This is a genomic window from Bradyrhizobium sp. Ken51 (genome assembly GCF_055807435.1).
This window is the reverse complement of record NZ_JBVVPB010000029.1, coordinates 25887-51538: the sequence shown is the minus strand read 5'-3', so window position 1 is coordinate 51538 and position 25652 is coordinate 25887. Positions and strand designations below refer to the sequence as shown.

General features: G+C 63.6%; 30 protein-coding genes and 2 pseudogenes. 16 read left to right on the top strand and 16 right to left on the bottom strand.

All coding sequences use genetic code 11. The annotated features are described in order from the left end of the window. Nucleotides 1-213: 213 nt before the first annotated feature. Together AC0L27_RS33150 and rpmG are read left to right on the top strand one after the other, a co-directional pair. Nucleotides 214-1538: pseudogene (locus tag AC0L27_RS33150) on the top strand (LLM class flavin-dependent oxidoreductase). A 124-nt stretch (nucleotides 1539-1662) separates the two neighbouring features. Further along, nucleotides 1663-1830: a 50S ribosomal protein L33 gene (rpmG, locus tag AC0L27_RS33145; RefSeq protein ID WP_007603295.1), complete on the top strand. Its 168-nt coding sequence runs from the start codon at nucleotides 1663-1665 to the stop codon at nucleotides 1828-1830. Nucleotides 1831-1925: 95 nt separating this feature from the next. Here rpmG and AC0L27_RS33140 read toward each other — a convergent pair whose 3' ends face one another. After that, the gene (locus tag AC0L27_RS33140) at nucleotides 1926-2570 is read right to left on the bottom strand and encodes a hypothetical protein (protein ID WP_275167921.1); all 645 of its coding nucleotides are present in this window, start codon (nucleotides 2568-2570) and stop codon (nucleotides 1926-1928) included. Nucleotides 2571-2580: 10 nt separating this feature from the next. Beyond that, nucleotides 2581-2820: a DUF378 domain-containing protein gene (locus tag AC0L27_RS33135; RefSeq protein WP_275167922.1), complete on the bottom strand. Its 240-nt coding sequence runs from the start codon at nucleotides 2818-2820 to the stop codon at nucleotides 2581-2583. A 176-nt stretch (nucleotides 2821-2996) separates the two neighbouring features. On the opposite strand from AC0L27_RS33135, the gene AC0L27_RS33130 reads away from it, so the two are divergent. The 3 genes from AC0L27_RS33130 to AC0L27_RS33120 all read left to right on the top strand — a co-directional run bounded on the left by AC0L27_RS33130 (nucleotide 2997) and on the right by AC0L27_RS33120 (nucleotide 6154). Continuing rightward, nucleotides 2997-3227 (top strand): hypothetical protein, encoded by a 231-nt coding sequence (locus tag AC0L27_RS33130; RefSeq protein WP_354210719.1) that lies wholly within the window; start codon nucleotides 2997-2999, stop codon nucleotides 3225-3227. A 955-nt stretch (nucleotides 3228-4182) separates the two neighbouring features. Then, the gene (locus tag AC0L27_RS33125) at nucleotides 4183-4800 is read left to right on the top strand and encodes a helix-turn-helix domain-containing protein (protein ID WP_473321880.1); all 618 of its coding nucleotides are present in this window, start codon (nucleotides 4183-4185) and stop codon (nucleotides 4798-4800) included. 130 nt (nucleotides 4801-4930) lie between these two features. Then, nucleotides 4931-6154 carry an acyltransferase family protein gene (locus tag AC0L27_RS33120; RefSeq protein WP_354210718.1) on the top strand — a complete coding sequence of 408 codons (1224 nt, stop codon included), beginning with the start codon at nucleotides 4931-4933 and terminating at the stop codon, nucleotides 6152-6154. A 39-nt stretch (nucleotides 6155-6193) separates the two neighbouring features. Here AC0L27_RS33120 and plsY read toward each other — a convergent pair. The 3 genes and pseudogenes from plsY to AC0L27_RS33105 form a co-directional block, all read right to left on the bottom strand. Continuing rightward, nucleotides 6194-6814: pseudogene (gene plsY / locus AC0L27_RS33115) on the bottom strand (glycerol-3-phosphate 1-O-acyltransferase PlsY); the annotation flags it as partial. 76 nt (nucleotides 6815-6890) lie between these two features. Then, on the bottom strand, nucleotides 6891-7268 hold the full coding sequence (locus AC0L27_RS33110) for a hypothetical protein (RefSeq protein WP_354254979.1): 378 nt from the start codon (nucleotides 7266-7268) through the stop codon (nucleotides 6891-6893). A 174-nt stretch (nucleotides 7269-7442) separates the two neighbouring features. Next, nucleotides 7443-8681, bottom strand: a complete 1239-nt coding sequence (locus tag AC0L27_RS33105) for an MFS transporter (protein ID WP_473321853.1) — start codon at nucleotides 8679-8681, stop codon at nucleotides 7443-7445. A gap of 129 nt (nucleotides 8682-8810) precedes the next feature. On the opposite strand from AC0L27_RS33105, the gene AC0L27_RS33100 reads away from it, so the two are divergent. Next, the gene (locus tag AC0L27_RS33100) at nucleotides 8811-9419 is read left to right on the top strand and encodes a TetR/AcrR family transcriptional regulator (RefSeq protein WP_354058853.1); all 609 of its coding nucleotides are present in this window, start codon (nucleotides 8811-8813) and stop codon (nucleotides 9417-9419) included. A gap of 417 nt (nucleotides 9420-9836) precedes the next feature. On the opposite strand, the gene AC0L27_RS33095 is transcribed toward AC0L27_RS33100, so the two are convergent. Beyond that, entirely contained in the window at nucleotides 9837-10034 is a 198-nt protein-coding gene (locus AC0L27_RS33095; protein ID WP_354209405.1) for a hypothetical protein, read from the bottom strand. A gap of 284 nt (nucleotides 10035-10318) precedes the next feature. Here AC0L27_RS33095 and AC0L27_RS33090 point away from each other — a divergent pair, with 284 nt between their 5' ends. After that, nucleotides 10319-10690 carry a hypothetical protein gene (locus AC0L27_RS33090; protein ID WP_354218050.1) on the top strand — a complete coding sequence of 124 codons (372 nt, stop codon included), beginning with the start codon at nucleotides 10319-10321 and terminating at the stop codon, nucleotides 10688-10690. A 248-nt stretch (nucleotides 10691-10938) separates the two neighbouring features. On the opposite strand, the gene AC0L27_RS33085 is transcribed toward AC0L27_RS33090, so the two are convergent. Further along, complete coding sequence (locus tag AC0L27_RS33085; RefSeq protein ID WP_018455158.1) at nucleotides 10939-12312, bottom strand: PleD family two-component system response regulator; 1374 nt, start codon at nucleotides 12310-12312, stop codon at nucleotides 10939-10941. A 14-nt stretch (nucleotides 12313-12326) separates the two neighbouring features. Beyond that, the gene (locus AC0L27_RS33080; RefSeq protein ID WP_007603272.1) at nucleotides 12327-12692 is read right to left on the bottom strand and encodes a response regulator; all 366 of its coding nucleotides are present in this window, start codon (nucleotides 12690-12692) and stop codon (nucleotides 12327-12329) included. A 241-nt stretch (nucleotides 12693-12933) separates the two neighbouring features. Between AC0L27_RS33080 and AC0L27_RS33075 the strand changes: the two genes are divergently transcribed. The 3 genes from AC0L27_RS33075 to AC0L27_RS33065 are packed head-to-tail and all read left to right on the top strand — an operon-like array spanning nucleotide 12934 to nucleotide 14938. Continuing rightward, nucleotides 12934-13245 carry a DUF3572 domain-containing protein gene (locus tag AC0L27_RS33075; protein WP_275167934.1) on the top strand — a complete coding sequence of 104 codons (312 nt, stop codon included), beginning with the start codon at nucleotides 12934-12936 and terminating at the stop codon, nucleotides 13243-13245. Next, nucleotides 13242-14531, top strand: a complete 1290-nt coding sequence (locus AC0L27_RS33070) for a DNA polymerase IV (protein ID WP_354209403.1) — start codon at nucleotides 13242-13244, stop codon at nucleotides 14529-14531. Before AC0L27_RS33075 ends, AC0L27_RS33070 begins: the two co-directional genes overlap by 4 nt. Next, entirely contained in the window at nucleotides 14531-14938 is a 408-nt protein-coding gene (locus tag AC0L27_RS33065) for an ACT domain-containing protein (RefSeq protein WP_354255076.1), read from the top strand. Before AC0L27_RS33070 ends, AC0L27_RS33065 begins: the two co-directional genes overlap by 1 nt. 41 nt (nucleotides 14939-14979) lie before the next feature. Here AC0L27_RS33065 and AC0L27_RS33060 read toward each other — a convergent pair whose 3' ends face one another. Continuing rightward, nucleotides 14980-15381, bottom strand: a complete 402-nt coding sequence (locus AC0L27_RS33060) for a RidA family protein (protein WP_085351382.1) — start codon at nucleotides 15379-15381, stop codon at nucleotides 14980-14982. A gap of 66 nt (nucleotides 15382-15447) precedes the next feature. Further along, on the bottom strand, nucleotides 15448-16293 hold the full coding sequence (locus tag AC0L27_RS33055; RefSeq protein WP_354209402.1) for a cell envelope integrity EipB family protein: 846 nt from the start codon (nucleotides 16291-16293) through the stop codon (nucleotides 15448-15450). A 235-nt stretch (nucleotides 16294-16528) separates the two neighbouring features. Here AC0L27_RS33055 and AC0L27_RS33050 point away from each other — a divergent pair, with 235 nt between their 5' ends. From AC0L27_RS33050 to AC0L27_RS33035, 4 genes are read left to right on the top strand one after another with little or no spacing between them, the layout of a single operon-like run. Then, nucleotides 16529-16996: a RidA family protein gene (locus tag AC0L27_RS33050; RefSeq protein ID WP_007611287.1), complete on the top strand. Its 468-nt coding sequence runs from the start codon at nucleotides 16529-16531 to the stop codon at nucleotides 16994-16996. 5 nt (nucleotides 16997-17001) lie between these two features. Beyond that, nucleotides 17002-17748 (top strand): glycerophosphodiester phosphodiesterase, encoded by a 747-nt coding sequence (locus tag AC0L27_RS33045; protein ID WP_275167940.1) that lies wholly within the window; start codon nucleotides 17002-17004, stop codon nucleotides 17746-17748. Between the two features lie 54 nt (nucleotides 17749-17802). Further along, nucleotides 17803-19044 carry a GNAT family N-acetyltransferase gene (locus AC0L27_RS33040; protein ID WP_354209410.1) on the top strand — a complete coding sequence of 414 codons (1242 nt, stop codon included), beginning with the start codon at nucleotides 17803-17805 and terminating at the stop codon, nucleotides 19042-19044. Between the two features lie 52 nt (nucleotides 19045-19096). Continuing rightward, complete coding sequence (locus AC0L27_RS33035) at nucleotides 19097-19525, top strand: HIT domain-containing protein (RefSeq protein WP_354209401.1); 429 nt, start codon at nucleotides 19097-19099, stop codon at nucleotides 19523-19525. Nucleotides 19526-19642: 117 nt separating this feature from the next. Here the strand turns inward: AC0L27_RS33035 and tsaA are convergent, their stop codons facing one another. The 5 genes from tsaA to AC0L27_RS33010 all read right to left on the bottom strand — a co-directional run bounded on the left by tsaA (nucleotide 19643) and on the right by AC0L27_RS33010 (nucleotide 22984). Further along, the gene (gene tsaA / locus AC0L27_RS33030) at nucleotides 19643-20134 is read right to left on the bottom strand and encodes a tRNA (N6-threonylcarbamoyladenosine(37)-N6)-methyltransferase TrmO (protein WP_354058846.1); all 492 of its coding nucleotides are present in this window, start codon (nucleotides 20132-20134) and stop codon (nucleotides 19643-19645) included. Between the two features lie 31 nt (nucleotides 20135-20165). After that, nucleotides 20166-20516, bottom strand: coding sequence for an AzlD domain-containing protein (locus AC0L27_RS33025; RefSeq protein WP_007603256.1), 351 nt, complete (start codon nucleotides 20514-20516; stop codon nucleotides 20166-20168). Then, nucleotides 20513-21253, bottom strand: coding sequence for an AzlC family ABC transporter permease (locus AC0L27_RS33020; RefSeq protein WP_275167943.1), 741 nt, complete (start codon nucleotides 21251-21253; stop codon nucleotides 20513-20515). The genes AC0L27_RS33025 and AC0L27_RS33020 overlap by 4 nt, the downstream gene beginning before the upstream one ends. 99 nt (nucleotides 21254-21352) lie before the next feature. Further along, the gene (locus tag AC0L27_RS33015) at nucleotides 21353-21907 is read right to left on the bottom strand and encodes a hypothetical protein (RefSeq protein WP_354058843.1); all 555 of its coding nucleotides are present in this window, start codon (nucleotides 21905-21907) and stop codon (nucleotides 21353-21355) included. A gap of 129 nt (nucleotides 21908-22036) precedes the next feature. Then, entirely contained in the window at nucleotides 22037-22984 is a 948-nt protein-coding gene (locus AC0L27_RS33010; protein ID WP_354209399.1) for a lytic transglycosylase domain-containing protein, read from the bottom strand. Nucleotides 22985-23098: 114 nt separating this feature from the next. On the opposite strand from AC0L27_RS33010, the gene AC0L27_RS33005 reads away from it, so the two are divergent. Then, a complete protein-coding gene (locus AC0L27_RS33005) occupies nucleotides 23099-24151 on the top strand; it encodes a TRAP transporter substrate-binding protein (RefSeq protein WP_354254981.1) in 1053 nt (350 codons plus the stop codon). 55 nt (nucleotides 24152-24206) lie between these two features. On the opposite strand, the gene AC0L27_RS33000 is transcribed toward AC0L27_RS33005, so the two are convergent. Further along, a complete protein-coding gene (locus AC0L27_RS33000; protein ID WP_354209397.1) occupies nucleotides 24207-24407 on the bottom strand; it encodes a hypothetical protein in 201 nt (66 codons plus the stop codon). A 606-nt stretch (nucleotides 24408-25013) separates the two neighbouring features. Between AC0L27_RS33000 and AC0L27_RS32995 the strand changes: the two genes are divergently transcribed. Next, a complete protein-coding gene (locus tag AC0L27_RS32995; RefSeq protein WP_354254982.1) occupies nucleotides 25014-25652 on the top strand; it encodes an HAD family hydrolase in 639 nt (212 codons plus the stop codon).

The window sequence follows — 25652 nt, the reverse complement described above, 5'->3', positions numbered from 1 at the left end:
ATTCCGGGGCGCGCGAAGCGCGAACCCGGAATCCATTCATCACCGTCCTTGCTGCTCGATGATTCCGGGTTCGCCGCTACGCGGCGCCCCGGAATGACGGGAATGTGCTGAGCGGCCACTCAAAAACAAAATAATCTTCCCGCCTCCCCCGATGGCGGAGTTCCAGGGCATGCCTATGTCTTCCGGAACGACACCAAGAACGGACACCGGGCGATGGCACAACGGCAACTCAAGCTTGGCGCGTTCATGCGCCCGATCAGCATCCACACCGGCGCCTGGCGCTATCCCGGGGCCTGGCCGGACGCCAATTTCAACTTCGGCCACATCAAGACGCTGATCCAGAAGCTGAGGCCGGCAAGTTCGACGCCTTCTTCATGGCCGATCACCTCGCCGTCTTGAACATGCCGGTCAATGCGCTCAAGCGCAGCCACACGGTCACCTCGTTCGAACCTTTCACGCTGTTGTCGGCGCTCTCCGCCGTCACCGAGCGGATCGGCCTGATCGCGACGGGCTCGACCACATTCGACGAGCCCTATCACGTCGCGCGGCGCTTCGCCTCGCTCGACCATCTCAGCGGCGGCCGTGCGGGCTGGAACATCGTCACCACATCGAACCCGGATGCGGCGCTGAATTTCGGTCTCGACGACCACATGGAGCACGCCGAGCGCTACAAGCGCGCCCGCGAGTTCTACGACGTCGTCACCGGCCTGTGGGATTCCTTCGCCGACGACGCCTTCGTGCGCGACGTCGAAAGCGGCGTGTTCGTCGATCCCGCCAAGATGCATGTGCTCGACCACCAAGGCAAATATTTGAAAGTGCGCGGTCCCCTCAACATCGCCCGGCCGGTCCAGGGCTGGCCGGTGATTGTGCAGGCTGGCGCCTCCGAGGACGGCCGGCAGCTCGCCGCCGAGACCGCGGAAGCCGTCTTCACCGGCGGCGGCAGCCTTGCCGACAGCCAAAAGCTTTATGCCGACGTCAAGGGCCGCATGGCGCAGATCGGCCGCGACCCTGAGCACCTCAAGATCCTGCCCGGCGCCTTCGTCGTGGTCGGCGACAGCGTCGACGAGGCCAGGGAGAAGCGCGCGCTGCTCGACAGCCGCGTGCACTACGACAGCGCCATCGCCTCGCTTTCGGTCGTTCTCGGCACCGATGCCTCCGGCTTCGATCCGGATGGACCGCTTCCCGAAATCCCCGAGACCAATGCCAGCAAGAGCGGCCGGCAGCGCATGGTCGACCTCGCCGCCCGCGACAAGCTCACCGTGCGCCAGCTCGCCCAGCGCGTCGGCGGCTATGGCGGGCTGTCCTTCGTCGGCACGGCCAAAACCATCGCCGACCAGATGGAGGAATGGCTGGTCGGGCGCGGCTCCGACGGCTTCAACATCATGTTCCCGTTCCTGCCCGCCGGCCTCGACGATTTCGTCGACAAGGTGGTCCCGGAGCTGCAGCGCCGCGGGATTTTCCGGAAAGAGTACGAAGGGCCCACTTTGAGAGAGAATCTGGGCCTGCCCCGGCCTAAAAACCGGTTCTTCGAGGCGTAATCGGGCCGATTTGAGCGGTTTCCGACCCCTAAAATCTTGACATCAAGCCGTTTCTGGCTAGGTTGCCGGCCAACGCGGGCCATTTGGCCGGCTCCAGATTCCCTTCATTCCTGAGGTTCTGAACATGGCCAAAGCGGTCACCATCAAGGTCAAGCTCGTGTCCTCGGCCGACACCGGCTTCTACTACGTCGCCAAGAAGAATTCGCGCACCATGACCGACAAGCTGGTCAAGAAGAAGTACGACCCCGTCGCGCGCAAGCACGTCGAATTCCGCGAAGCCAAGATCAAGTAAGCAAGATCGCGGAACGTAGAAGACTTTCGCGGGGCCCTTTCGGGCCCCGTTTCATTTTGCGCCCAGCCTCTCGGGTGCCGGACGCGCTGCGGCCGTTACCCGGCCATCCATCGTCGCTGCAACCACGGGCTCAGCCCGAGCACGCCGAGGTGACCAAGCGGCAGTTCGACGACGTTCTTCGTAGGCAGGTATCGACGCGCCCTCTCCGCTAACGCCTGGCTGCGGGCTCGCGGAACGAGACGGTCAAAACGTCCAACGACAATCCGGCTATCCCGGTGGACACTGTGGATCGAATCGATCGGGTTGAGATTCCTGAGCGCGATAGAGAAATCATTCCGCGAAAATCCCATGCGCACCGCATCGCGCTGGACCGTACGCGCAGCCGGGCTCGACCATATCATGAGGTCCCCCCTGTCAGCCGACGCGAAGCTCCAGAGCGGTACGCCGAGCGCTGCAGCGACAAGCGTCGCCGGAACTGTCCCCATGCTGTAGCCCACGACGGCCCGCGGCAGGTCATGCAAACGTGCACGCCGAACCGCAATGTCGACCATGTCGCCGATGCGAGCCGCACAGATCAGGGGATTTGGGCAGACCACATCGTCTGGCAGGCGGTAACAGGCGGCGAACGCGGAGTTCGGAATTAATCCGACCTTCTGCGCCAGCCCAAACCCCGTTCGCCACGGCAGGAAGTAGATCGGCCCTGTCCGGGCGCTGCCTTCCAGAATTGCGAACTGGTCCACCGGCCCGCGTTCACCGATAACTGACTTGTCGGTCCGCCGACGCTGTACGTGCGAGCGCTCCAATCTGCCAGATCGCCGAGAGCGCCACGACCACATAGATCACGCGGGATGCTGCCGACGATGTCGCGGTCTCTGCCGCGCCGTTGCCGAAGATGGCACTCACGAGATCAAAGTCGAAAAGTCCGACCAGGCCCCAGTTCACACCGCCGACGATAACCAGAAGCAAAGAGATGATGTTGACTGCGCGCATTATTGACCTCCGAGCTAAAAAACACGCGCAGTCAAAGCACCCGGCCAGCCACCGTTCCTGAGAACACCAACGCGCATTAACTTGGATCAAGCAAGAACCTGGATCAAAGGACCTGCTTCAGCGGTCTTGCCTCGGCCATTTTGTTCCTGCTGACGATGATCGCGGGTGGGCTGGATGTGATCATTCCCCACAATGCAGTGCTCGCGTTGTTCGGAACGGCAACAGCGTTCGGCGGATTCGGTCTCGTCATTGCCGCCACTGTGCTCGTGATCTTCGACGCGTCCTACAGCCAGCGCCAGCTCGACACCGAATTGCTGGACGTGCCTGATCTTGCAAACAAGACCGGACAGAAGCCCGGCAAGGTTGCGCGTCAGCAGCCTCGGAATATCGCCAAGGTGCGCGACTGACCAGCTGACCTCAGATTGGCAAGCCCAAAAACCTCGCCGATCTGTTGGCCACGATGCCGGCTCTCGCGTGTCGACAGGAATATCCTCTCTACCCCCGGTTGCTCGGCGCAAAATGTATGTTACCGTGCACTTGCCGGGCAGAATGTCCGTCCCGGCTTTGGAAGGACATGGTCATGAGATTCTCATCAAGCCTTGTCGTGCCTTCAGCCGTCGCTGCCTTGTCAACAATCTTGCTGTGCGCGCCGGCAGCGTCGCAAATCCCAACCGGCTCCGCCGCCACGATTCCCCCTGTCACGGTCGACGCGCCGAAACAGGTGGCAAGGCCGCACGTGCTGGTGCGGGGTGCAAACACAATTGCGCCGCGTCGGACTGCGCCAACAGCTCAAACGTCAGCCGCGCGCACGCCTTCTTACGCGCCGGGTTCTGTGATGGGGAGAATTGCCAGCCTGGAGAAAGTCGCCAGCAGCTGCAACGGTGGCTGTGCATCGAGCTTTCCGAAAGGCAAGGAGCCTTGGATCGGATGTAGCGAGTCGGGCGGCCAACTAGACTACGGACCCTTCTCACCAACCTGCCGAGACACCATCACCCACACATCTTACCTGGGTTGCGTCGAAACAAAGACGTTCTTGGGCGAAGGCCGCAACAAGGCCCACTGGTTGTGCAGCAGCCTGGCCGCCGGCAACAGGTTTAAGGTCGCCGATCTCAAGCGGTCAGGACGCACGCGTTAGTTCATACCGCTGGCGTAGCGAACAACGAGCCGCCAGCCTGCCCAAAAGCTGGCGGCTTTTCATTTTGCCTTGCTGCAGTACCGCTGCGCTCATTGCATCGAATTTGATCTCCCTCAATCTTGCTTGCCGATTTTTCCCATAGCCTCAGTTGGGTTCCGCGCAAGCGGGGGAGGAACGATGCTCGTAAGAAAGCAACAAATTGTGCCTCAACGGCCAAGCTCGAGCGAATTGAATGCGCTCGCCGGGCACGCTGTGTTTTGCAGCGAATTCAATATCGACGCGGCACCGAGATCTTCGGAGAGGCGGAGCCGATCCAATATCTTTACCAGGTCAAGAGCGGGGCGGTTCGAAGCTATAAATTGTTGGCCGACGGTCGGCGGCAGATTATGGCCTTTCATCTGCCGGGTGACATCTTCGGCGTCGAGAACGGTGCAGTTCACCGATTTACCGCCGAGGCGATTGTGGAAACGATTGTCCGCCTGACCGACCGCCAGAATGTCGCCGAGCACGAGCGTGGCAGTGCGACCGTGACCAACAACGTGCTCAGGCTCGTCACCGGCAGCCTTCAACATGCCGAAACTCACATGCTGTTACTCGGGAGGAAAACGGCAATCGAGAAGGTCGCGGCTTTCTTGATCGAGATGGACGTCCGCTTGACTGCGGCCGGAATTATGAGCCTCCCCATGAACCGTCGCGATATCGCCGACTATTTGGGGCTGACGCTGGAGACGGTGTCACGTGCTCTGTCACAACTCAGGGATCGTGACATTCTCAGCTTCATCGGGCAGTCCCAGCGACAAATCATATTGCGGGATCGAGCAAAATTGACCGAGTTCGATCAATGAGCGGAATTGATGCATTTGGCCCGGGACAGACCAAGTGTGACCCACCTCGCAGAGCGCCGTGACCGGTTTCAATATCTCCAGCGGGATCGTTGCATGAACCTGGTCCATTCCCGTGAAGAGCCATTTGCCGTTGCTGGATCCGCTGCGCTTCGCCGCCGCCCTCGGCGTCGCCATGTTTCACCAGATGTTCTGGTCCTGGGCTTGGACCTCGATCGGCGTCCCGGGTTTCGAGCGCACCGTCGCCGCCGATGTTCTCTACCCGTCCGCCGCGCCCTACACATGGTTCGGCTGGGTCGGCGTTGAAATCTTCTTTGTCATTTCCGGTTTCGTCATCGCGAATTCCGCGAGCACATCTTCGCCGGGCGAGTTTCTCCTTGGCCGCGCGCTCAGGATTTATCCGGCGGTCTGGGTTTGCGCCACCGCGACCTTCCTCGTTCTGCTCCTCTTCGGAAGCGGACCCGCATCCGAATTCATTCTGCCCTATATCCACGCCATGCTGATGGTCCCGAAGGGCGTCACAGGCCAATGGCTTGACGAGGTCTACTGGACGCTGGCCGCCGAGACGGCATTTTATGGTCTCGTGTTCTGCGCGATGCTCACGAAGAGGATCACCCTGCGGCACCTGGCCTGGGGGCTCACCATCTACAGCGCAATCTTCAATGCCGTCGCGCTGCTCGTGCTGTCTTGCACGACGCCGTCCGACTTGCCTTATCTGGTCATTCTCATGTTCCGGGTGCCGTGCGCGGCGTTCCTGCTGACGCATGGCTGCTTCTTTGCGCTGGGGATCTGGCTGTTCATCTCCGCGAACAGACAATTGACGGTGCTCGAACAGATCGCAATTGCCATCACGTGCCTTTCGGGCGCGGCGGAAATCTGCTTCTTTGCCTCGTTTTTCTTGACGTCCATCCCCGCCATCGCGGATCAATCAGCCCTAGTGCCGATCATGGTGTGGGCGGCTGCGGTGCTCCTCATTGCCCTCGCCGCGAACCGGCACCGGCGCTCTGCGGGCATCGCGTCCCCCAAGACGCCAGCCTATCTGAGAACGCTCGGACTGATCACCTATCCGCTCTATCTCACGCACAACGTCATTGGCACCGCGATCATTCGGGCTCTGGTCGATGCCGGGCTGGATGCCACCTCGGCCGTCTGGATCGCGCTGGGCCTGCTTGTTCTGGTCTGCTGGGCTATTTGCGCGAAGATCGAGCCCGCCGTCAGAGGCGCGCTGATGCAAACTCTTTCGTATTTCGGAAAGCTGCCGGAAAGGCAGCCGGCATCGCGCCGCCCGGCACTGGCGCGGGGACTGCGACTGTACCCCGCACGTTCCCTCTCCCGTCCCGGACGCGCTGCAGCGTGAAACGCTGCTGCGCAGAGCCGACCCCAAACAAGTCCCGTGCTAAACTTGCGCCTCCGCTTTCGCACCTTGGCCATTTCGAACCAAACGGGGCTCCGTCCCGGCCAACAGCCTTTGTATGTTCGCACGATGGCGGATGATCACGTAGAGGCCGCCTCCGATCACCAGCAACCGGTACGGGAATGGGTGCTCGACCGCGCAGACAAGAACGATTGCCGTCAACGCCGCGAGCATCGAGCTCAAGGAAACGATCCGGGTGATAGCCAGCACGAAGCCAAAGGCGGCTGCAGCCCCCAATCCAACGGGCCAGGACATCGCCAGCAACACACCGAGTCCGGCGGCAGCCGACTTGCCGCCCGTGAAGTTCAGCCAGATCGATCGGCTATGTCCCAACAGCACGGCAATTCCAGCCAGACAAACAGCCCACGGCACCCACAGCTGCAGATCAGACGCTGTCGGCGGCGTGGCTAATTCTGCATAGAGCCAAGGACAGAACGAGCGCGCGACGATGATGGCCCCCACGCCCTTCAGCACATCGCCGACGAGCACGAACAAGGCAGGCCCTTTGCCGAGAGTGCGCAAGACATTCGTTGCCCCGGTGGACTTGGAGCCATGCCTTCGGATGTCGATACCCCTGAGCAGTTTCCCCGCCAGATGTCCGGTTTACCGCCAACATCGGCCGCAGACCTGAAGGCCTTCGAGGTCGCAGATGGGCCAAATGCAGACCTCGCCGGGTTACTTAACCTAAGGCGACCTGTTGCCTTTTGCGGAAATAGAACCAAGCCGCCTTCACAGCAGCGCTTGCCATGAATAACGATCCGCCAAGAATCACTGTCCAGAAATTTATCGCATACCCGAGCAGGACATCGAGACTTTCATTTGGCTTAGCGGCCTCAATATCGACCGCCTCTCCCATGACCCAAACCGCCGCGCCAATGAGCACGACCGCGAGCAAAACCACACGGAACAGCCATCTAAAATTCGGGACCATCATCGCGACCAATGGCGATAACAGCCCGGCGCACAGTACAGCTTTTGCAATTGTGTTTGGAGAGGGCACAACATTCCTCGCAAAGAGAACCCAAAACAGCCGGTTCAGGCCACAATCGAGCGTCACCGTAGCTGCCCCAGAGCATCCAACGATAACCGAACGTGTCAACGACAGACCTCAGTCAAACGCTAAATTTTGATCAAATGGTGAGGTCAGCTACGGGCCACAAGCGGCCGATCACGGCCAAGCAGCGCGGCGTCCGCTGTAAACTCCAAAGCGGACGCTCATGAGGACGCGTCCCTACGCAGTCCGCAACACCGGCGTCGGCGGCTGCGACGGCCGGATCAGCGCGAACGCCACCTGCACGATGCCGCCGGCCAGCCCCAGCGCGACGCCGATGCGCCAGGCCATCGTATATGAGCCGAGCGCGTCGTAGAGCACCCCTCCCCCATACGCTCCGAGGAAGCTGCCGATCTGGTGGCTCATGAAAGCGAGGCCCTGGATCATCGCCTGCCAGCGCAGGCCGAACATCTCGGCGACCGCGCCCGCGACCAGCGGGCCGACACCCATCCACAGGAAGCCCATGATCGCGCCGAACAGCAAGGTCGAGGCAGGCGTCGCCGGCAGCATGAAGTACCAGGCCAGCGCGAGTGAGCGGAAGATGTAGATTCCGCCGAGCAGCGCGAGCTTGTTCCAGCGCTGGCCGGCCCAGCCGAAAAACAGCGAGCCGAGCACGTTGAAGCCGCCGATCATGCCGAGCGTCTGCGCGCTCAGCATCGGATCGAGGCCGCAGATCGCGAGATAGGACGGCAGATGCGTGGTGAGGAACACGAGCTGCATGCCGCAGACCAGATAGGCGCAGGTCATCACCACGAATGACGCGTTGCCGAACGCGGTCTTCGCCGCGATCATGGCCGTGGCATCGACGATCTCGTCAGTCGCGGGCTTCGGCAGCGGGACCGCGTCGACGCGCCCGGCATACCAGGCCGCCGGGATCATCAGCACCGACATCACCACGAAGCCGGCGAGCCCGACGCGCCAGCCGAATCCCTCGTTGAGCATCTGCCCGATCGGCGCCGATAGCAGCGCACCGAGCGAGCCCGCGCCCGAGACGATGCCGAGCACGGTGGAACGCACCGTTGCGGGCACTGCGCGCGCCGCCACCGACATCGCGATCACCGCCGCGGTGCAGGCCAGCGACGTCCCGATCAGCACGCCGGCGCCGATCATGATGGCGACGAGGCCGTTCGCGGTTGCCATCAGCACCAGGCCCGCGATGTACATGAACGAGCCTGCGATCATGATGGGACGGAAGCCGTAGCGCGTGGTCATCGCGCCGGCGAGCGGCTGAAGAAAGCCCCAGGCGAGGTTTTGCACGGCGAGCGCCAGTGTGAAGTCGGAGATTGACAAATGGATGTCGTGGGTCAGCGGCTGCATGAAGATGCCGAGGCTCTGCCGCAGCCCCATGCTCAGCGTCAGCATGATCGAGGCGCCGATCAGGATAGGCAATGTCGGGCGCAGGACCTGCAACAGGGGCATTTTCTTCTCCCTCATCGGCGCGGCGGGGGCGCCGTCGTCTGCAATATCGGTTGATTTTGGTTACACAGACCTGTGTACTTAGGCTATGGATAGCGTGCGCTGTCAAGCGAACAGGACATTCACCGCCGCATGGCTCCCCCGCCCGCCCCACAGACGATGAAAGAGCGGATCCTCGAGACCGCCGACAGGCTGTTCTATCTGCAGGGCATTCGCGCCATCGGCGTCGACACCATCGCGGCCGAGATCGGCATCTCCAAGCGCACGCTCTACAACCACTTCCCCTCCAAGGACGCGCTGATCGCGGCCTATCTGGAGCGCCGCTTCGTGCAGCCCCGCCCCTCCGACAAGCCTCCGGCCGAGCAGATCCTCGCAACATTCGATTCGCTGGAGCGCCGCTTCGCCGCAAAAGACTTTCGCGGCTGTCCGTTCGTGAATGCGGTCGCCGAGCTTGGCCCGGCCGACCGCGCCGTGAAGAAGATCGCAATCGCCTTCAAGGAAAGCCGCCGCATCTGGTTTCGCGACCGCCTCAACGAGCTCGGCGTTGCGAACGCGGAGGCGCTCGCAACGCAGCTCGTGCTGCTGGTCGACGGCTCGATCGCGCAGGACCTCGTCCGCGACGACCCCGCAATGGCCCGCGCCGCCAAGGAAGCGGCGACGGTGTTATTGCGGAATGCGGGGGTGGATGTGGGCAATGAGGCTGCGGTGAAGCCAGGGGAGCGGGCGGCCCGGCATCCCTGACGCAGCCGAAGGACCAGAACCCGATCCGCTCGCCGCAAAAAGGCCGGAGGCGAGCACGCACCGCAATGTCTGTTGAAGGAAGTGAACTGAAAGGAACCATCGCCATTTCGGCGTAGTTGACCTTCTTTACATGGAGAAGGTCATGAATCGAAAAACGCTTCTTCTTACAGCCGCGCTGTCCTTCGCTGTTGCCGCCCCCGTCCTCGCACAAGGCGGCGGAGGAGGAGGTGGTGGTGCCGGCGGCGGCGCGGGTGGCGCGGCCGCGAGCGGCGGCGCGTCCGGATCATCCGCGAGCTCAGGCGCAGGTACTGGCACGTCTGGCGCCGCTAGTGGAGGCCCCTCGGCGCCATCCGGCATGGGCACAAACGGAACCTCAACCGGCGCTCACACCAACAACTCTCCAACCAACCCGAACGTTCAGCCCCCGACGCCGAACGGCAATACCGCGAGCACACCGGCCGCACCGGGCAGCTCGGGCACGAGCGGCACCGCGTCCGGGTCGACACAGACGGGCACGCAAAACGGGAGCGACAGGTCCGGCATCACGGCGACCAACGGTGCCAACAGCGACAACAGGGGCCAGATGAGCCCCGCCGAGCAAGCAAGGACGGGCATCAAGACGCTTCCGCAAGATCAAACTCCTGGAGCCGTCAGTGCGCCGGGCGTTGGCGTCGGTCATGCGGCGAACGGCTTGCCGATCGGTACGCCAGGTTCGGGGACCAGCAACGTCGATCAGAAGTAATCCGGACTTTGTCCATCTCCACAGGGCCCGCTACGGCGGGCCTTTTCTGTGACGTGCTGAAGGGAGTGGAAGGCCAAGGGCTGCGAGGGGGAGACATGGGGTAAACTTGGCATCAGGCGGCCCTGCCGATACACTGGTTTCTTTTTGGGGCGTGCCCATGATTAGATTTTCGTCGTTGCTACCAATTTCATTTCTGATCATCGGCACCCAGGCCTGGGCCGACGAGATGAATATCCAATTCACGTTTGGACCTCCGCGGCCCTGCACCACCGTCTTTCCAAATCCCGAAATCAAGATGAAAAGTGTTCCGCCCGGCACGCGCACGATCGTCGTCAAGTTTCGCAGAGAGAAGAACTACGAGATGGGGGGCCAGGAGATCCCATTTCCTTCAGATAACATCGTGAAGCCGGAGAGCTTACGAACCTGGGGCCCCTGCAATTCCGGCCTGTACACTTACGAAATCATCGCAAAGTCCAGCACCGGCGCGGCCCTGGCCAAGGCAGAATGGTCGGAGCCGTATCCTGCCTGACTTGAAGGGTGGACGCCCGCTTGTCCCGCCGTGGCGTGCTGGATTCCTCGCCTGCGCGGGGAATGACGGCGGAGTTTTTGGGATGTTCGGGATGCTACCAGCATGCTCCTGTTTTGCCCGACGAGTCAAACGGCCTGCCGCCTGCTTCAGCCGTTTTGCCACCCGCGTAAGCTATTGACTTAGCTGGCGTCTGCTACTGTGCATGGGGTTGTTTTCGCGTTTTTTTGCGCCGGCCTGTGCGAGCGGCCTCACGCCGCGTGCGACACCACGCGATTGCGGCCGTCGTGCTTGGCACGATAGAGCGCGGTGTCGGCGCGCTTGAGGACGTCGCCAACCGCCTCGCCCTTCTGCTCCAGCGTGGTCAGGCCGATCGAGATCGTGACCTCGATGCGCTTGGTGCCCTTGTGGATCGCAAAGGGCTCGCCGGCGATCGAGCGGCGCAGGCGCTCGGCCACCATGCCGGCGACGTGGAGATCGGTCTCCGGCATCACGATCACGAATTCCTCGCCGCCGTAGCGGCAGGCCAGGTCGATGCCGCGGATCGACTTGCGCACCCGCACGGCGAATTCTCGCAGCACGTCGTCGCCGGCGTCGTGGCCGTAATTGTCGTTGATCGATTTGAAGTAGTCGATGTCCAGGATCATCAGCGCCAGCGGCTTGCCGCGGGTCGCGGCCTGCTCGGCCAGCGTCGCCAGATGGCTCTCCATGTAGCGGCGATTGTGCAGCCCGGTGAGCGCATCCGTGATCGCCATCTCGATCGAGTTCTGCACGTTGTCGCGCAAATGGTCGGTGTAGCGGCGGCGGCGGATCTGGGTGCGGGCACGCGCCAGCAGCTCGATCTTGTCGATGGGACGCAGCAGATAGTCGTTGACCCCGATTTCGAGCCCACGCAGCAGCCGCGTCGCGTTCTCGGGGTCGGCGATCGCCAGGATCGGCACATGCCGCGTGCGCTCCAGCGAGCGCGCCTGGCTGCACAGCCGCAGGCCGTCGAAATTGTTGAGGTCGAGCGAGACGATCAGCAGGTCGTAGTTGCCCTCGGCGGCGTGGAACAGCGCCTCCGTCGGGTTCGGCTCGACGTCGATGGTGTGCTCGGCGGCGAGGATCGTCGCCAGCCGCTCATAGGAAGACTGGCGGTCGTCGACCAGCAGGATGCGGCCGCCCTTGCCGGTGTCCGAGATTGCACTGCGCTCGGGCGCCTGCATACCGATCTCGAGCGAGGTGATGGCGCGCATGCGCAGCTCGTCGGTCATCATCTTCAGCCGGGTCAGCGAGCGCACGCGCGCGATCAGCACGACATCGGAGACGGGTTTTGTCAGGAAATCGTCGGCACCGGCCTCCAGCCCGCGGTTGCGGTCGGACGGGCTGTCGAGCGCGGTGACCATCACGACCGGAATGTGATGGGTGGCCGGATCGGTCTTGAGGCGGCGGCAGACCTCGAAACCGTCCATGTCCGGCATCATGACGTCGAGCAGGATGATGTCGCATTCGGCGCGGGCGCAGATCGCCAGCGCCTCGGTGCCGTTTGCGGCGGTCATCACGTCGAAGTATTCGGCGGATAGGCGGGCTTCGAGCAGCTTGACGTTGGCTGGGACGTCGTCGACGACGAGGATACGCGCGGACACTGTGAACTCACTTCCTATCCGATGAAACGTCGGACCGTCTCAATGAATTTGCCGACCGAGATCGGCTTGGACAAATAGGCTTCGCAGCCGCCCTCGCGGATGCGCTCTTCGTCGCCCTTCATCGCGAACGCCGTGACGGCGACGACGGGAATACTGCGCAGCTCCGGATCGTCCTTGATCCAGCGCGTCACCTCCAGGCCCGAGACCTGCGGCAATTGGATATCCATCAGCACGAGGTCGGGCCGCATCTTGCGAACGAGGTCGAGCGCCTCGTAGCCGTTGCTGGTACCGGTGGTCTGGTAGCCGTGCGCCTCCAACAGGTCGCGGAAGAGCTTCATGTTGAGCTCGTTGTCTTCCACGATCAGGACGGTCTTAGCCATCCCGCCCTCCTGATTGGTCCGCAGACCGATGCATGTGACGCCTCAGGCGCCGGTCGCCGGCGCTTCGAAAACTGGATTCAAACTAGCCTCGAATTCGCTTGAGTTTCGTTAAACCCGAGGGCCGACTTTCTGCGATGTGGTTTCCAGTTGCTTGTCGGGGGTCGCAAGACTCAGGAACGAGACTCGGGCATGGTGGCCCCAAAGTAGACACCGAAAGTTAACGGAAAGGCAAACCGGCCACGTGAAAAAGCCTGTTCACAACCCCCGCGAAGTCGCTGAAATCGTTGCGCTTCAGGCGCTGTCTTTCGTCGCGGCCGAACCCGAGCGGCTGGGCCTGTTCCTGGCCGAGACAGGGGTCGGCCCCGAGATGCTGCGCAATGCCGCCTCGGACCCCAATTTCCTCCTCAGCGTGCTCGATTTCGTGATGCGCGATGACGCCACGGTGAAGGCCTTTGCCTCGTCCGCGGAACTGCATCCGACCAACGTTGCCGCAGCGCGGCAGGTTCTCGGCGACGCGCTCGGCGACCCCAATTGGGAGCGCGACGTGCCGTGACCTCCCTGCAGACGGCCGGGCCCCGCTGCTTCTGCCGGGATTGTTCGGCCGATCTGGATATGGGCGTGCGGCGCTGTTCCGCCTGCGGTTCCCCCCGCCTCGCCCGCCACCGCGCGCTCGCAAGCCTGACCATCGCCCATATCGACTGCGACGCCTTCTACGCGACCGTCGAGAAACGCGACAATCCCGACATCGCCGACAAGCCCGTCATCATCGGCGGGGGCAAGCGCGGCGTGGTGTCGGCTGCCTGCTATATCGCGCGCACCTACGGCGTGCGCTCGGCCATGCCGATGTACAAGGCGCTGGAAGCCTGCCCGCATGCCGCTGTGATCCCGCCGGACATGGCGAAATATGTCCGGGTCGGGCGCGAGGTGCGCCAGGCCATGCAGGCGCTGACGCCGTTGGTCGAGCCGCTCTCGATCGACGAGGCGTTCCTCGATCTCTCCGGCACCGAGCGGGTGCACGGCATGATCCCGGCCAAGGTGCTGGCGCGGTTCGCACGCAACATCGAGCACGACATCGGCATCAGCGTCTCGGTCGGCCTCTCCTGCAACAAGTTCCTGGCGAAGATCGCCTCCGACCTCGACAAGCCGCGCGGGTTTGCCGCGCTCGACCAGGAGGAAGCGCGCGCGATGCTGGCTTCGAGGCCGGTCGGTTTCATTTTCGGCGTCGGCCCCGCGACGCAGGAGCGTCTGGTGCAACGCGGCTTCCGCATCATCGCCGACCTGCAGAAGGCCGACGAGATCGAGATGATGCGGCAGTTCCCGAGCGACGGCCGCAGGCTGTGGCGGCTGGCGCGCGGCATCGACGACCGCCGCGTCGAGCCCGATCGGGGCGCCAAAACGATTTCGAGCGAGACGACGTTCGAGACCGACATCCGGGATTTTGCGACGCTGGAGAAGATCCTGTGGCGGCTGTGCGAAAAGACGTCGTCTCGCCTCAAGAGCAGCGAGCTCGCCGGCCTGACCGTCACGCTGAAGCTGAAGACCGCGGATTTCCGCCAGCGCACGCGCTCGCAGTCGATCACGGCCCCGACGCAGCTTGCCGCGAAGATCTTCTCGATCTGCCGCGAGATGCTGGCGAAAGAGATCGACGGCACCGCCTTCCGCCTGATGGGCGCCGGCGTCAGCGCCCTGCGCGAGGGCTCGGTTGCCGACGACACCGACATGCTCGACCGCCGCGCCGCCCATGCCGAGCGCGCGGTGGACAGCCTGCGCAAGAAGTTCGGCAGCGCCGCAGTGATCCGCGGCATCGCGTATGAGGGGCCAGAAAAGGCGCAGGAGTGATGAAAGGCGAATGCGATCTCGACGCGCTGCTGAGAGACATGAAGCCGGATCGGCGGCCGGGCATTTTCGTGTTCTGCGCCATCCCGACAAACCAGCCGATCCCCGCGGCGCTCAGCCCTTTGCTGACGTTCCGCGAGCAGGAAGGAACGACGCTCGTGATCCCACGCGAACAGGCCGAAGCGGCGGGACTACGGTACGCATTCGCATCGTGCCTGATCACCCTGACGGTTCACTCCGCACTCGATGCGGTGGGCTTCCTGGCGGCGATCACGGCGCGTCTCGCCACAGCCGGCATCAGCGTGAACGCCGTTTCGGCGTTCCACCACGATCATCTGTTTGTGCCGGCTGACAGGGCGGACGACGCGATGGCTGTCCTGCAAGAGATGTCCAAGAAGACTTACTCGTAACCCGGATTACGCTTCGCTCCATCCGGGCTACGGGAAAGACCTCAATCCGCGACCGCGACCGCCTCGATCTCGATCATCCATTCCGGCGCGGCGAGCGCCGAGACGCCGACGAGCGTCGAGGCCGGCGGCTCCATGCCTTCGAAGAAGGCCGAGCGTGCCTTGCCGATGATCGGGCGCAGCTCCGGCTTGTAGTTCACGACGAAGGTCGTGATCTTCACGATATTAGCGTAGCTCGCGCCGGCTGCTTTCAGCGCGTGCCCGAGATTCTGCATCACCTGCGTGGTCTGCGCGGCGATGTCGCCCTCGCCGACGATCCGCCCCTCCTCGTCCACCGACACCTGGCCGGAGATGTAGATCGTCCGCGCACCGGTGGCGGTGACGACATGCGAATAGGCGGGATTGTGATGCAGGCCGCTGGGGCGGAGATGATCGAGCTTGGGCATGATGAGCCTCCCGGTTGTTTGTGTTTGGGAGGGAGCGTAGCCAGAGACCGCGTTGCAGACCAGCCCTCAATTGCAGGGCTTGCTGTCCTTCGCGTCGAACTTGCCCATCGCGCCCGAAATCACAAAATCGTTGTAATCGAGCACAAGCTGGCGCGAGACACCGTTCTCGTAGAGCTCGAACGCCATCGCGTAGACCGGCGTCTGCTCGCCTTCCTTCCGCTGGGCCTCGCGGTCGAAATAGCTGACGGTGACGGGCCAGCGCTTGAGCGCCTTCATGTGCTCGTCGGATGTCGACGGATCGGGCGGGCCGGCGCGCTCAGCGGGGATCGGCTGGCCGATCACGGTCAGCGTGTTGTAGACCTTCTGGCCATCGTCGGAGCCGTCATAGACGGAGAGCTCGAGCAGCGACTTGCCGTCCTTGGCAGCGGCAATGATGCGCTGGATCTGTTCGGTCGGGAATACGATCTTGCCGTCGAGCGTAAAGCTCTTCGGCGCCGGCAGCTTCAGCTTGACGTTGATGTGGTCGCCGTCGCGCTCCGCCGAGCCGTCGACCCGGCCGGCATCCGCCTCGTTCATCCGCGTCTCGATCTTGAAGCGGTAGCTTTTGCCGCCGGCGTCCTCCCAGGAATTGGAGCGGAGGTCGCTGAGCGTGACCTTGCCCTCGCCGCTGTCGAGCTCGGAGACCTGGCGGAATTCGGAGGTGTAGCCCTCGCACGAACTTCCGGTGAAATTGTAGAGGATGCGGCCGCGCGCGCTGTTGATCGAATTGGAGCGCGATTTCACCAGGCTCAAATCATAGAGCGCCTGATGCGCGAGGAACGGACCGTTCGCGGCCAGCGCCCCGCCTCCGGGGCCGAGAGCGGCCGCCGCGAGCGCCGTCACACCGAGCGAAGTCCGGAAAAGGTGCAGCATGTCTGGTCCCTTGGGGAAAGCGCAGATTCGACATTTTAATGACCGTTCCATTGCGTCGCAACTGAGGCCGTTTCACGTAAAGTTGCGGCCCCTGGGTTGAACCTTCTGCCCCGCCTCAACAAATTGCCACCCCCGAGGGTTGCTTGCATGTGGCGGCACGATGGGCGAAACAGGGCTCGCCCGCGCTGCAACAGATGCGCCCGGGCGGATGGATTTTGGACAACGAGGGTCGGACATGGCGGGCACGGTCGAGCAGAAGCTGGCGGAACAGGGCATCAAGCTACACGAGGCCCCCACCCCGGTAGCCAATTACGTGCCGTTTGTGCGCACCGGTAATCTGCTGTTCGTCTCGGGCCAGGTTTGCTTCGATCCCGCCGGCAAGCTGATCGCCAAGGGCAAGCTCGGCGCCGGCGTGACCATCGAAGACGGCGCCGCAGCCGCCCGCGGCTGCGCCGTCAACCTGCTGGCCCAGGTCAAGGCGGCGCTCGGCGACCTCGACAAGGTCGTGCGCGTGGTGCGCCTCGGCGGCTTCATCAACTCGGCGCCGGACTTCCTGGACGGGCCGAAGGTCCTCAACGGCGCCTCCGACCTGATGGTCGCTGCCTTCGGTGACAAGGGCCGCCATGCCCGCACCACCGTCGGCGTCGCCTCCCTGCCCGCGGATGCGGCGGTCGAGGTCGAAGGCGTGTTCGAGGTCGCCTGAGGCGAATGCGCGCTCCTGATTGGCTGACAGCCCGCCCGGTCGCCCATCGCGGCCTGCACGACATTGCCCGCGGCATCGTCGAGAACATGCCGGGCGCGGTACAGGCCGCGATTGCGGGCAATTTCTCGATCGAGGTCGACATCCAGCTCTCCGCCGACGGCGAGGCCATGGTGCATCACGATCATGCGCTCGGCCGCCTCACCGAAACCACCGGGCCGCTGGTCGACAAGACCGCCGCCGAGCTGAAGGCGCTCACCTTCAAGGACACGGCCGAGCGGATGATGTCGCTCAGCGATCTCTGCGGCCTGGTCGCCGGCCGCGTGCCGCTGGTGATCGAGGTCAAGAGCCATTTTGACGGCGACCGCAAGCTGGTGAAGCGGATGGCCGAGGTGCTGGCATCCTATGACGGCCCCGCCGTCGGCATGTCCTTCGACCCGGACCAGGTACTGGCGCTGCGCGAGCTGTTGCCCTCCCGCCCCCGCGGCATCGTCGCGCAGCGGAGCTATGAGGACGAATACTGGGCTTACCTGACCCAGCAGCAGCGCGACAGCATGCTGTACCTGCGCCACGGCTTCCAGACCCAGCCGGATTTCGTCGCCTTCAGGGTCGACGACCTGCCCGCCCCCGCCCCCTGGATCGCCCGCAATGTGTTCGGCTGCGCTCTGCTCGGCTGGACCGTGCGTACGACCGAGCAACGGACGCGGGTCACACAATATGCGGATCAGATGATCTTCGAGGGCTTCGTGCCGTAGGCTTGATGTTCCCCACTCTTGAAGTCGCTGCTGCAATGCACGATCTTGGGCATGATGGCACCATCCGAAATCACCCTTGAGGCCGTACCTTCCATTGGCGAAGTATCGCCGGACGACTGGGACGCCTGCGCCAATCCCGGCAAGTCCTGTAACGGGCATGGCAAGGGAACCTCATCCGGGCTTCCAGGCGATTCCCTCGGCCTCTCAAAGCCTGCCTATAACCCTTTCGTCTCCCACGCGTTTTTATCCGCCGTTGAGAAATCGGGTTCGGCAACGATCCGCACCGGCTGGGGGCCGCGGCACCTCGTGGCCAAGATCGACGGCCGCGTCGCCGGCGTCGTGCCCTGCTATCTGAAATCGCACTCGCAAGGCGAATACGTCTTCGACCGCGGCTGGGCGGACGCCTACGAGCGCGCCGGCGGGCGTTACTATCCGAAGCTGCAGGTTTCAGTTCCCTTCACGCCGGCGACGGGACCGCGGCTGCTGGTTCGCGACGGCGTCGACGGCGAGCGCATCACGGAGGCGCTGGCGAGCGGGCTGGTGGCGCTGTGCGGCGTCAGCAAGGCTTCCTCGGTGCACGTCACTTTCGCGCGCGAGGCGGAGTGGAAGCTGCTCGCCGAGCACGGCTTCCTCCAGCGCACCGACCAGCAGTTCCATTGGCACAACGAGGGCTTTGCGAGTTTCGACGATTTCCTGGCGACGCTGAACTCCCGCCACCGCAAATCGATCAAGCGCGAGCGGCGCGATGCGCTGGCTGCCGGGATCACCATCCACTGCCTCACGGGCAAGGACATCACCGAAGACGCATGGGATGCGTTTTTCATGTTCTACATGGAGACCGGCTCGCGCAAATGGGGCCGGCCATATCTGACGCGGGAATTCTTTTCGCTGATCGGCGAGACCATGAGCCAGGACGTGCTGCTGGTCATGGCACGCCGCAACGATCGCTGGATCGCGGGCGCGATCAACTTCATCGGTTCGGACACGCTGTTCGGCCGCAACTGGGGTGCGGTCGAGCATCATCCCTTCCTGCATTTCGAGGTCTGCTATTATCAGGCGATCGACTTCGCCATCAAACGCGGCCTGGGGAATGTCGAGGCCGGCGCGCAGGGCGAGCACAAGATCGCACGCGGCTACCTGCCGCGGACCACCCACTCCGCTCATTTCATCGCCGATCCGGGCTTGCGCCGCGCCATCGACGATTACCTCAAGCGCGAGCGCGCCTATGTTGCGGAAGCCGGATGGGAGCTGGCCGAGCTCGGCCCGTTCCGCAAAGGCGCCGACGAGGCGCCTTGACGGTTCGTTGCGGCTGGTGACAGTAAGCGCAAAATTCCAGGGAGCCGCCGCCATGACAGCCTACGACCCCAACAACATCTTCGCGAAGATCCTGCGCGGCGAGTTCTCCTGCCACAAGGTTTACGAGGATGAGCACGTGCTCGCGTTCCTCGACATCATGCCGCGGGTACCGGGCCACACGCTGGTGATTCCAAAAGCTCCTGCCCGCAACATCCTCGACATCAAGCCTGATGACTACGCCCATGTCGCCCGCGGCGCGCACAAGATCGCTGCCGCAGCGATGACGGCGTTCAGGGCCAACGGCATCACCGTGCAGCAGTTCAACGAGGCGGCCGGCGGACAGGTGGTGTTTCATCTCCACATGCACGTGATGCCGCGCCACGACGGCGTGGCGATGCTTCCGCCCGCCAGCCGCAAGGAAGACGTCAAGGTGCTGGAAGAGAACGCGACCAAGCTGATCGCAGCGTTGAAGGCGGGCTGACGCTCTCCACCCGTCATTGCGAGCGCAGCGAAGCAATCCAGACTGCCTCCGCGGCTACAGTCTGGATTGCTTCGTCGCAAGAGCTCCTCGCAATGACGGTGGGGCGGAGCGCGCCTCTCATTCCGTCTGGAAATCCCCCGGCTGCGGCGCGGCAAGCGGCGTGAACTCGCAACGATCCGGCTTGATGTCGATCAGCGGCGTGTTGTCGAGGCAATCGAGCCCGCGCACCAGAATCGCGTTGCCCTCAATGCCGACCAGCTTCACGATCGAGGTGCCGATCGGATTGGGGCGCACCGGCGAGCGCAGAGAAAACGTGCCGCGGGTCTTCTCGTTGTTCTTCGGGCTTTGCAAGATGATGTCACGGCGCGACTTGTCGAGCCAGTAGAGCACTTCGAGATTGCTGTAGAAATCGACACCCTTGATCGCCGGCACGAACGGCTCGAAGATCTCGAGGCGGCATATCGGGCCGTCTGTCCGGCCCTGGCGCGGGGTCTCCATCCGCGAGCTCCAGGGCGTGCGGATGCGGCCGATGAAGACGAGGCCGGCATCCTGCGTCGGCGGCAGCTCGATAGAGACTTCACCCTCGCGGAGCTCGTTTTCGCGAACCATATTTCCAATTCCCTGCTGTTCGCCGGCGGTTTTAGCCCAACCACCACTTGCCGGCCAGCATGAAGACTTCACCCGCGACCACGCCCGCGAAGATCGAGCGGCGGGTCAATAGGAAGACGACGAGGCCGGCGCCGACCGCACCGTAGCGTAAGGCATCCGGCACACTCGCAAGCGCCCCGGGCGGCTCCACCACGATCTGGGCGATGACGCCGGCCAGGATCGCGGTGGCGACCGCCCGCACCCAGACCAGAAGCTCGGAGCCCTCGTCGATGCCGCCCCCGAACCACAGGCCCAGCATGCGCCATATCTGGTTGGGAACAACGCCGGCGACGAACAGCACCGCCAGCGCGTGCCAGTCGCCAATGAGTTGCGCAAAGCTCATGCGCGCACCTCCCGCCACCAATGCACGCCATAGGCGATCGTGCCAGCCACGAGGCCGCTGACGAGAATGTCGAGGCCGGAGTTCATCTTCGCGGCCAGTGGATAGAGCAGGATCCCGAGCGTCAGCGCGACGACGTCGGCGACCTCACGGCTGTTGCGTGCGGTCGAGAACAGGAACGACAACGGCGTCAGCAAAAGGATCGCCGCGCCAAGCGTCTGGGTCAGGTTGGCGGCGAGGAAATAGCCGACCGTGTTGGCGGTGAGACACACCGAGACAAGACCGAAGCCAAGTCCGTTGACGAAGGCGATCCGGCGTTCACGCGGCACCTGCGGCAGGAAGCGATGGCATTCGACCCACAGTGTCACCGCGGTGAGATGCGCCGCAAAAAACAGCTCGCGCCGTTTCGTCGTGGGCGTGCGCATCAGCGGCAGCACCGAAACCACCATCGGAAACAGCCGGATCGCACTGACGGTGACCGCGATCGCGGACTGGACGATTGTTGCACCGGAGCCAAGCGTGGTGATCAGGATGATCTGCGCCGGACCTGCCCAGACGAACAGCGTCGAGCAGAGCGCCCATAGCAGGCTGAAATGGGTATCGTGCGCGAGCGCGCCAATGCCGAGATAGGTCGCGAACAGGACCAGAGTGAGGATCGTCTGCGTGATCGAGCGCAGCCCCCACGCAAAGGCGCGCCACGGACTTTGCCATTGAGGTGAATCGAGCGGAGGAAGCGCCACGGGAGTCTTGGCTGGGAGGAATCGTGCCCCATAACGGGCAATACAGCGGTTCGCGTCAAGAAAGCGTGCGGCGGGGCTGGCATGCACCGTCAACGTTGCCTAGCGCCAGGCGATGCCCGGAGAGATCACATCGAACAAGCCGGTCCACACCATGATCGCACACGGGCCCAATGAGCCTGCCAAGGATAGCCGTTCAAAAGCATGAATGGACGCCCGCCTGGTCACGATGAAATATGCGAGAGCGATGGCGATCAATGGCAGCTTGAAAGTGTACAACAGCGTAAGCGGCACCGACTGGACAATCAGTTTGGCGACGGGCAGATCAAAAAACTTGATGTCGACAACGCTGGAGCCGATCCAGGCAACGAGAGTGACCGCCAACAGCGCCAAAACGGCGGTCATTCTTATCTGGTACCGGTGGCAGATGAGCCAGAACGCCAACGAGCTCCAGCCGAGGCAGATGACGACCTTGCTCACCCCGACGGTTCCGCTGATCGGATGCCCTTCCAGCTTCGCAGCCCACAATAGAGCGTTGGAGAAGTCTGCATTCAAGGCAAGCCAGAGCACTAGGCTCGCCACACAAGCGCACGCCAGAGCAATTCTTTGGACCGTTCCGGCGGAATCTGCGGGTGTTGCGTCGCCGATCACCTGCATCAGGTTCCGAAGCTCCACTCTCCGCGGTCTGTTCGCGCGTCGATTGTCCTTTCACACGGTTGCATCCAACGCGCAAGATCAAGCAATGCTTGACCTCGCTCCTCACCACGGAGCAGCTCCAGCTCTCTCCTACCCGCTCACACCGCGGTTCTTCAGCACGAAGCACGCCCCGCCAGCCTTGCGGATGCGACCGCAGAGTTCATCCGCCTCGCTCCGCGTATCGGCGCCGATGCGCACCTGGTAGAAGGCGCGCGTGCCGCGGCTGCGCATCACTGAGCTGAGCAGGCTCGGATCACGTGCGCCGATCACGGCGCTCAGCCGCGTGACCGCACGGGAATACATCGCCAGCGCCCGGTTGCGGTCAAAGCCCGCGGCGAGCTGCACGCCCCAGATCTTAGCGGCCGCGAGCTCCACATGCTGCTCGAGCTCGGCGACGAAGGCATTCGGCGCGCGCTTCAAAAGCGCCATCAGATCGCGGCAGCTCGTCGGTGGCGCACTCGGCGGCCCCTTGCCGGTCGCGCCCGCCTTGGCCCAGGCATCGACGCTCGTGCCAGTGATGGCAAGAACGTAATTGCGGGTCTGCTCCGGCATGCCGCCGGTGCCGGCGAGCCATTCCTGCACCCGGCGCGGCCCGGCATTGTAGGCGGCGGCGGCCAGGCCGAGATTGCCGAACTGGTTGCGCAGCTCGTTCAGGAATTCCGCCGATTTCGGCAGCGCCTGCACCGGATTGAAGGGATTGAGCAGCCCGCGCTCGCTCGCGGTGCCCGGCATGAACTGCGCGATCCCCTGCGCCCGCTCACCGCTGCGCGTCACCGGCCCGACCGCATCGGTCTGGAAGCGGCTCTCCTGCCAGATCACGCGGGCGAAGAACTCCAGCGGCAGATTGGCATCGCGCGCCGCGGCCTCGATAATCAGGCAGATCGACTCCCGCGTGTCGCTCTCGCGCGCATCCGCGGGCTTCGCCGGCGGCATCGCGAGCTCTTCGACGCTGGGGACGGCGACATCGGTCTTGGCGGGCGAACTGTCCCACGCCGCCGCCCGTGTCACCGAGACAAGCAACGCGGGGATGATGCACATCGCAATCTGCACCCATCCTGTGCAGGCATGGCGGTGGCGCGCCTCGGCGCGGCATGCGACAGTGCGTTCAACAATGTTGTGGCATTGTGCCATGGTTTGACGAGTCGCCAATATATGCTGCCTGACCTGTTTCTCCCAATGCGTTACCCCGCCAAACGGATCCGCGCGATCCTTGTCCTCGCCGCACTCATCCTGAACGTCGCGCCAGCGGCCGCGCAGGTGACGTCTCAAGTCGCGTCTCAAGTCACATCCCAGGTCACCTGGCGGATGACCACGGAATACCCCGAGAATAACATCTCCGGGATTGGACTCACGACCTTCGCCAGCCGCGTCTCCGAGCGTACCCACGGTTTCGTGACCGTGATGAACGCCTTCGACAACCAGCTCAAGATCAACTCGGGCGAGATGCCGCGCGCGACGCTGGACGGCCGGATCGCGGGCGGCGATGCCTTCGCGGGCGCGCTCTCGGGCCTCGACCCTGTGTTCGGATTGTCTACCCTGCCCTTTCTGGTGCAATCGGTCGATCTCGCCCGCGCTACCAATCTGCGGGCGCGCCCGCTCTATGAGAAGGCGCTCGCGGCGCGCGGCCTCAAGCTGCTCTATGTGACGATCTGGCCGGCCACGGGCCTCTGGTCGGAACGGTGGCTCGATGGTGCCGACGATTTGCCGAAACTGAATTTGCGAACCTACGATGCCAATTCCACCGAGGTCATGCGCGCGGCCGGCGCGAACGCGCAATTCCTGCCGATGGACGCGGCGCTCGCCGGACTGAAGGAGCACCGGCTGAATGCCTTCCTCACCTCCGGCGACGGCGGCGCGGGGCGCAAATTGTGGGACTTCCTGCCGCATTTCACGGCCATCAACTACGCGATGCCAATCTCGATCGCCTTCGTCCGCAGCGATGCCTTTGCCGAACTGTCCGAGCCGATGCAGCGCGAGGTGCTGGCCGCGGCGGCCGAGACAGAACAGAGCCAGCTCGCACTACTGACCCACCGCACCATCGAGAACTATGCGCGCATGCGCGACAATGGCGTCCATATCGCCGAGCCGGCGCCTGCGTTCCTTGTCACGGAGCTGCGGAAGGCAGCAAAGGACGCGATCGCCGCCTGGGAAACCCGGGCAGGCGCGGAGGCGACCGCCATCGTCGAATGGGCGAGACAGCAATGAGGGAGCGCTAGCGGCATCAGCAATGAACGCTCCGCCGGTGTCGCTGCCTACTGCCTTAGTTTTTGACCGGAACCGGGACTTCGCCCCGGATGGCGCGGTCGAGGGAATCGATCAGCGCCTGGATCTCGATGAACTTGTTACGCGCTCGCTCGGCGGTGTCGCGCACAAAGGGGGCGGCCAGCACCTTCGCATGCGCGTCCCTGTCCTCGATCATGCGATCACGGGCCTTCTTCAGAGTTTCAAGTCGCTCGCTCATCCGGCCTCTCCTGAAAATTGTCTCGATCTCTCGTCCGGGTTCGCCGATCAACGAGAACGCGGCGAACGAGCAACCCTCAACAGCCGCGGCAGATGTTCTTCAGCTTCGCTGCCGTTCTGGCCTCTTCCGCCACGAACGGGTCCTTGTAGGCAGCACGGGACCCATCGCCCTCCGCAGCAGCGGGCTTTTTTTCCTTCGGAGGAAACGCAGCATCGTAGCAGGCGAGACGTCCGCTCGTGCTTTCGATCGCCCGGCAGTCCGGTCCTGCCGCGACAGCGCCTTGCAACAATGTGCCAAGTATCAATGTGCCAAGTATCAATGCGAGAAGAAGCGCTCTCCGGCGGATCCAGTCGACCAGACGAACTCGAGTCATGCACGCTCCTGCTCAGTCGGCGGGAGCGCTGGTGACCCTCAGTCACCGGTCGATGCCAATGGAAGGCGGTGATGGCGCCACTCTACGCTTCCCTCCCGCGAATAGCGAGCTTTAAGGGATAGGCCATATCAGGAGGGCCGGATTTCGGCGTGACAATGGTTGCGCGTTTGCCTTGGTCCGCGGCCTCGTTTAGGTCTGGCAATAGGCGGCGGTATCAACACAGGCGCGGCAATATGGTGACACTCTATTTCGATCTCGACGGCACGCTGACCGACCCCAAGCCAGGGATCACGCGCTCGATCCAGTACGCTCTGGAGCGGCTCGACGTCGCGGTGCCGAGCGAGGACGAACTGACCTGGTGCATCGGGCCGCCGCTGCATGCCAGCCTGCAAAAGCTCACGGGCAGCGCGGAACTCGCCGACCGGGCGCTGCTGCTCTATCGCGAACGCTTCAGCGATGTCGGCTTGTTCGAGAACGAGGCCTATGCCGGCATCATGGATACGCTGACAACGCTTGCCGCGACAACACCGCGCATGTTCGTGGCGACCAGCAAGCCCGCGGTCTACGCCACCCGTATCGTCGAGCATTTTGGCCTAAAACCGTATTTCGAGCGCGTATTCGGCTCCGAGCTCGACGGCACGCGCGTCGACAAGCGCGACCTGCTGCGCTACGCGCTCGACGAAACCAAGGTCGATCCCGCCAGCGCGATCATGATCGGCGACCGCAGCCATGACGTGGTCGGCGCCCGCACCAACGGCATGACCGCGATCGGCGTGCTCTATGGCTACGGCAGCGAGGCCGAACTGCGGGACGCCGGCGCGCATCACATCTGCGCGGCGCATCCCGAGCTGCTCGGCCACTGCGTCATTTAG

Bases quoted from the DNA above. Each gene is read 5' to 3' on its own strand.
- rpmG (WP_007603295.1), top strand. From the start codon at position 1,663: ATGGCCAAAGCGGTCACCATCAAGGTCAAGCTCGTGTCCTCGGCCGAC.
- AC0L27_RS33135 (WP_275167922.1), bottom strand. From the start codon at position 2,820: ATGCGCGCAGTCAACATCATCTCTTTGCTTCTGGTTATCGTCGGCGGT.
- AC0L27_RS33105 (WP_473321853.1), bottom strand. From the start codon at position 8,681: ATGCCCCTGTTGCAGGTCCTGCGCCCGACATTGCCTATCCTGATCGGC.
- AC0L27_RS33100 (WP_354058853.1), top strand. From the start codon at position 8,811: ATGGCTCCCCCGCCCGCCCCACAGACGATGAAAGAGCGGATCCTCGAG.
- AC0L27_RS33095 (WP_354209405.1), bottom strand. From the start codon at position 10,034: ATGCCCGTCCTTGCTTGCTCGGCGGGGCTCATCTGGCCCCTGTTGTCG.
- AC0L27_RS33090 (WP_354218050.1), top strand. From the start codon at position 10,319: ATGATTAGATTTTCGTCGTTGCTACCAATTTCATTTCTGATCATCGGC.
- AC0L27_RS33080 (WP_007603272.1), bottom strand. From the start codon at position 12,692: ATGGCTAAGACCGTCCTGATCGTGGAAGACAACGAGCTCAACATGAAG.
- AC0L27_RS33065 (WP_354255076.1), top strand. From the start codon at position 14,531: ATGAAAGGCGAATGCGATCTCGACGCGCTGCTGAGAGACATGAAGCCG.
- AC0L27_RS33060 (WP_085351382.1), bottom strand. From the start codon at position 15,381: ATGCCCAAGCTCGATCATCTCCGCCCCAGCGGCCTGCATCACAATCCC.
- AC0L27_RS33055 (WP_354209402.1), bottom strand. From the start codon at position 16,293: ATGCTGCACCTTTTCCGGACTTCGCTCGGTGTGACGGCGCTCGCGGCG.
- AC0L27_RS33050 (WP_007611287.1), top strand. From the start codon at position 16,529: ATGGCGGGCACGGTCGAGCAGAAGCTGGCGGAACAGGGCATCAAGCTA.
- AC0L27_RS33045 (WP_275167940.1), top strand. From the start codon at position 17,002: ATGCGCGCTCCTGATTGGCTGACAGCCCGCCCGGTCGCCCATCGCGGC.
- AC0L27_RS33040 (WP_354209410.1), top strand. From the start codon at position 17,803: ATGGCACCATCCGAAATCACCCTTGAGGCCGTACCTTCCATTGGCGAA.
- AC0L27_RS33035 (WP_354209401.1), top strand. From the start codon at position 19,097: ATGACAGCCTACGACCCCAACAACATCTTCGCGAAGATCCTGCGCGGC.
- tsaA (WP_354058846.1), bottom strand. From the start codon at position 20,134: ATGGTTCGCGAAAACGAGCTCCGCGAGGGTGAAGTCTCTATCGAGCTG.
- AC0L27_RS33025 (WP_007603256.1), bottom strand. From the start codon at position 20,516: ATGAGCTTTGCGCAACTCATTGGCGACTGGCACGCGCTGGCGGTGCTG.
- AC0L27_RS33015 (WP_354058843.1), bottom strand. From the start codon at position 21,907: ATGCAGGTGATCGGCGACGCAACACCCGCAGATTCCGCCGGAACGGTC.
- AC0L27_RS33010 (WP_354209399.1), bottom strand. From the start codon at position 22,984: ATGTGCATCATCCCCGCGTTGCTTGTCTCGGTGACACGGGCGGCGGCG.
- AC0L27_RS33005 (WP_354254981.1), top strand. From the start codon at position 23,099: ATGCTGCCTGACCTGTTTCTCCCAATGCGTTACCCCGCCAAACGGATC.
- AC0L27_RS33000 (WP_354209397.1), bottom strand. From the start codon at position 24,407: ATGAGCGAGCGACTTGAAACTCTGAAGAAGGCCCGTGATCGCATGATC.
- AC0L27_RS32995 (WP_354254982.1), top strand. From the start codon at position 25,014: ATGGTGACACTCTATTTCGATCTCGACGGCACGCTGACCGACCCCAAG.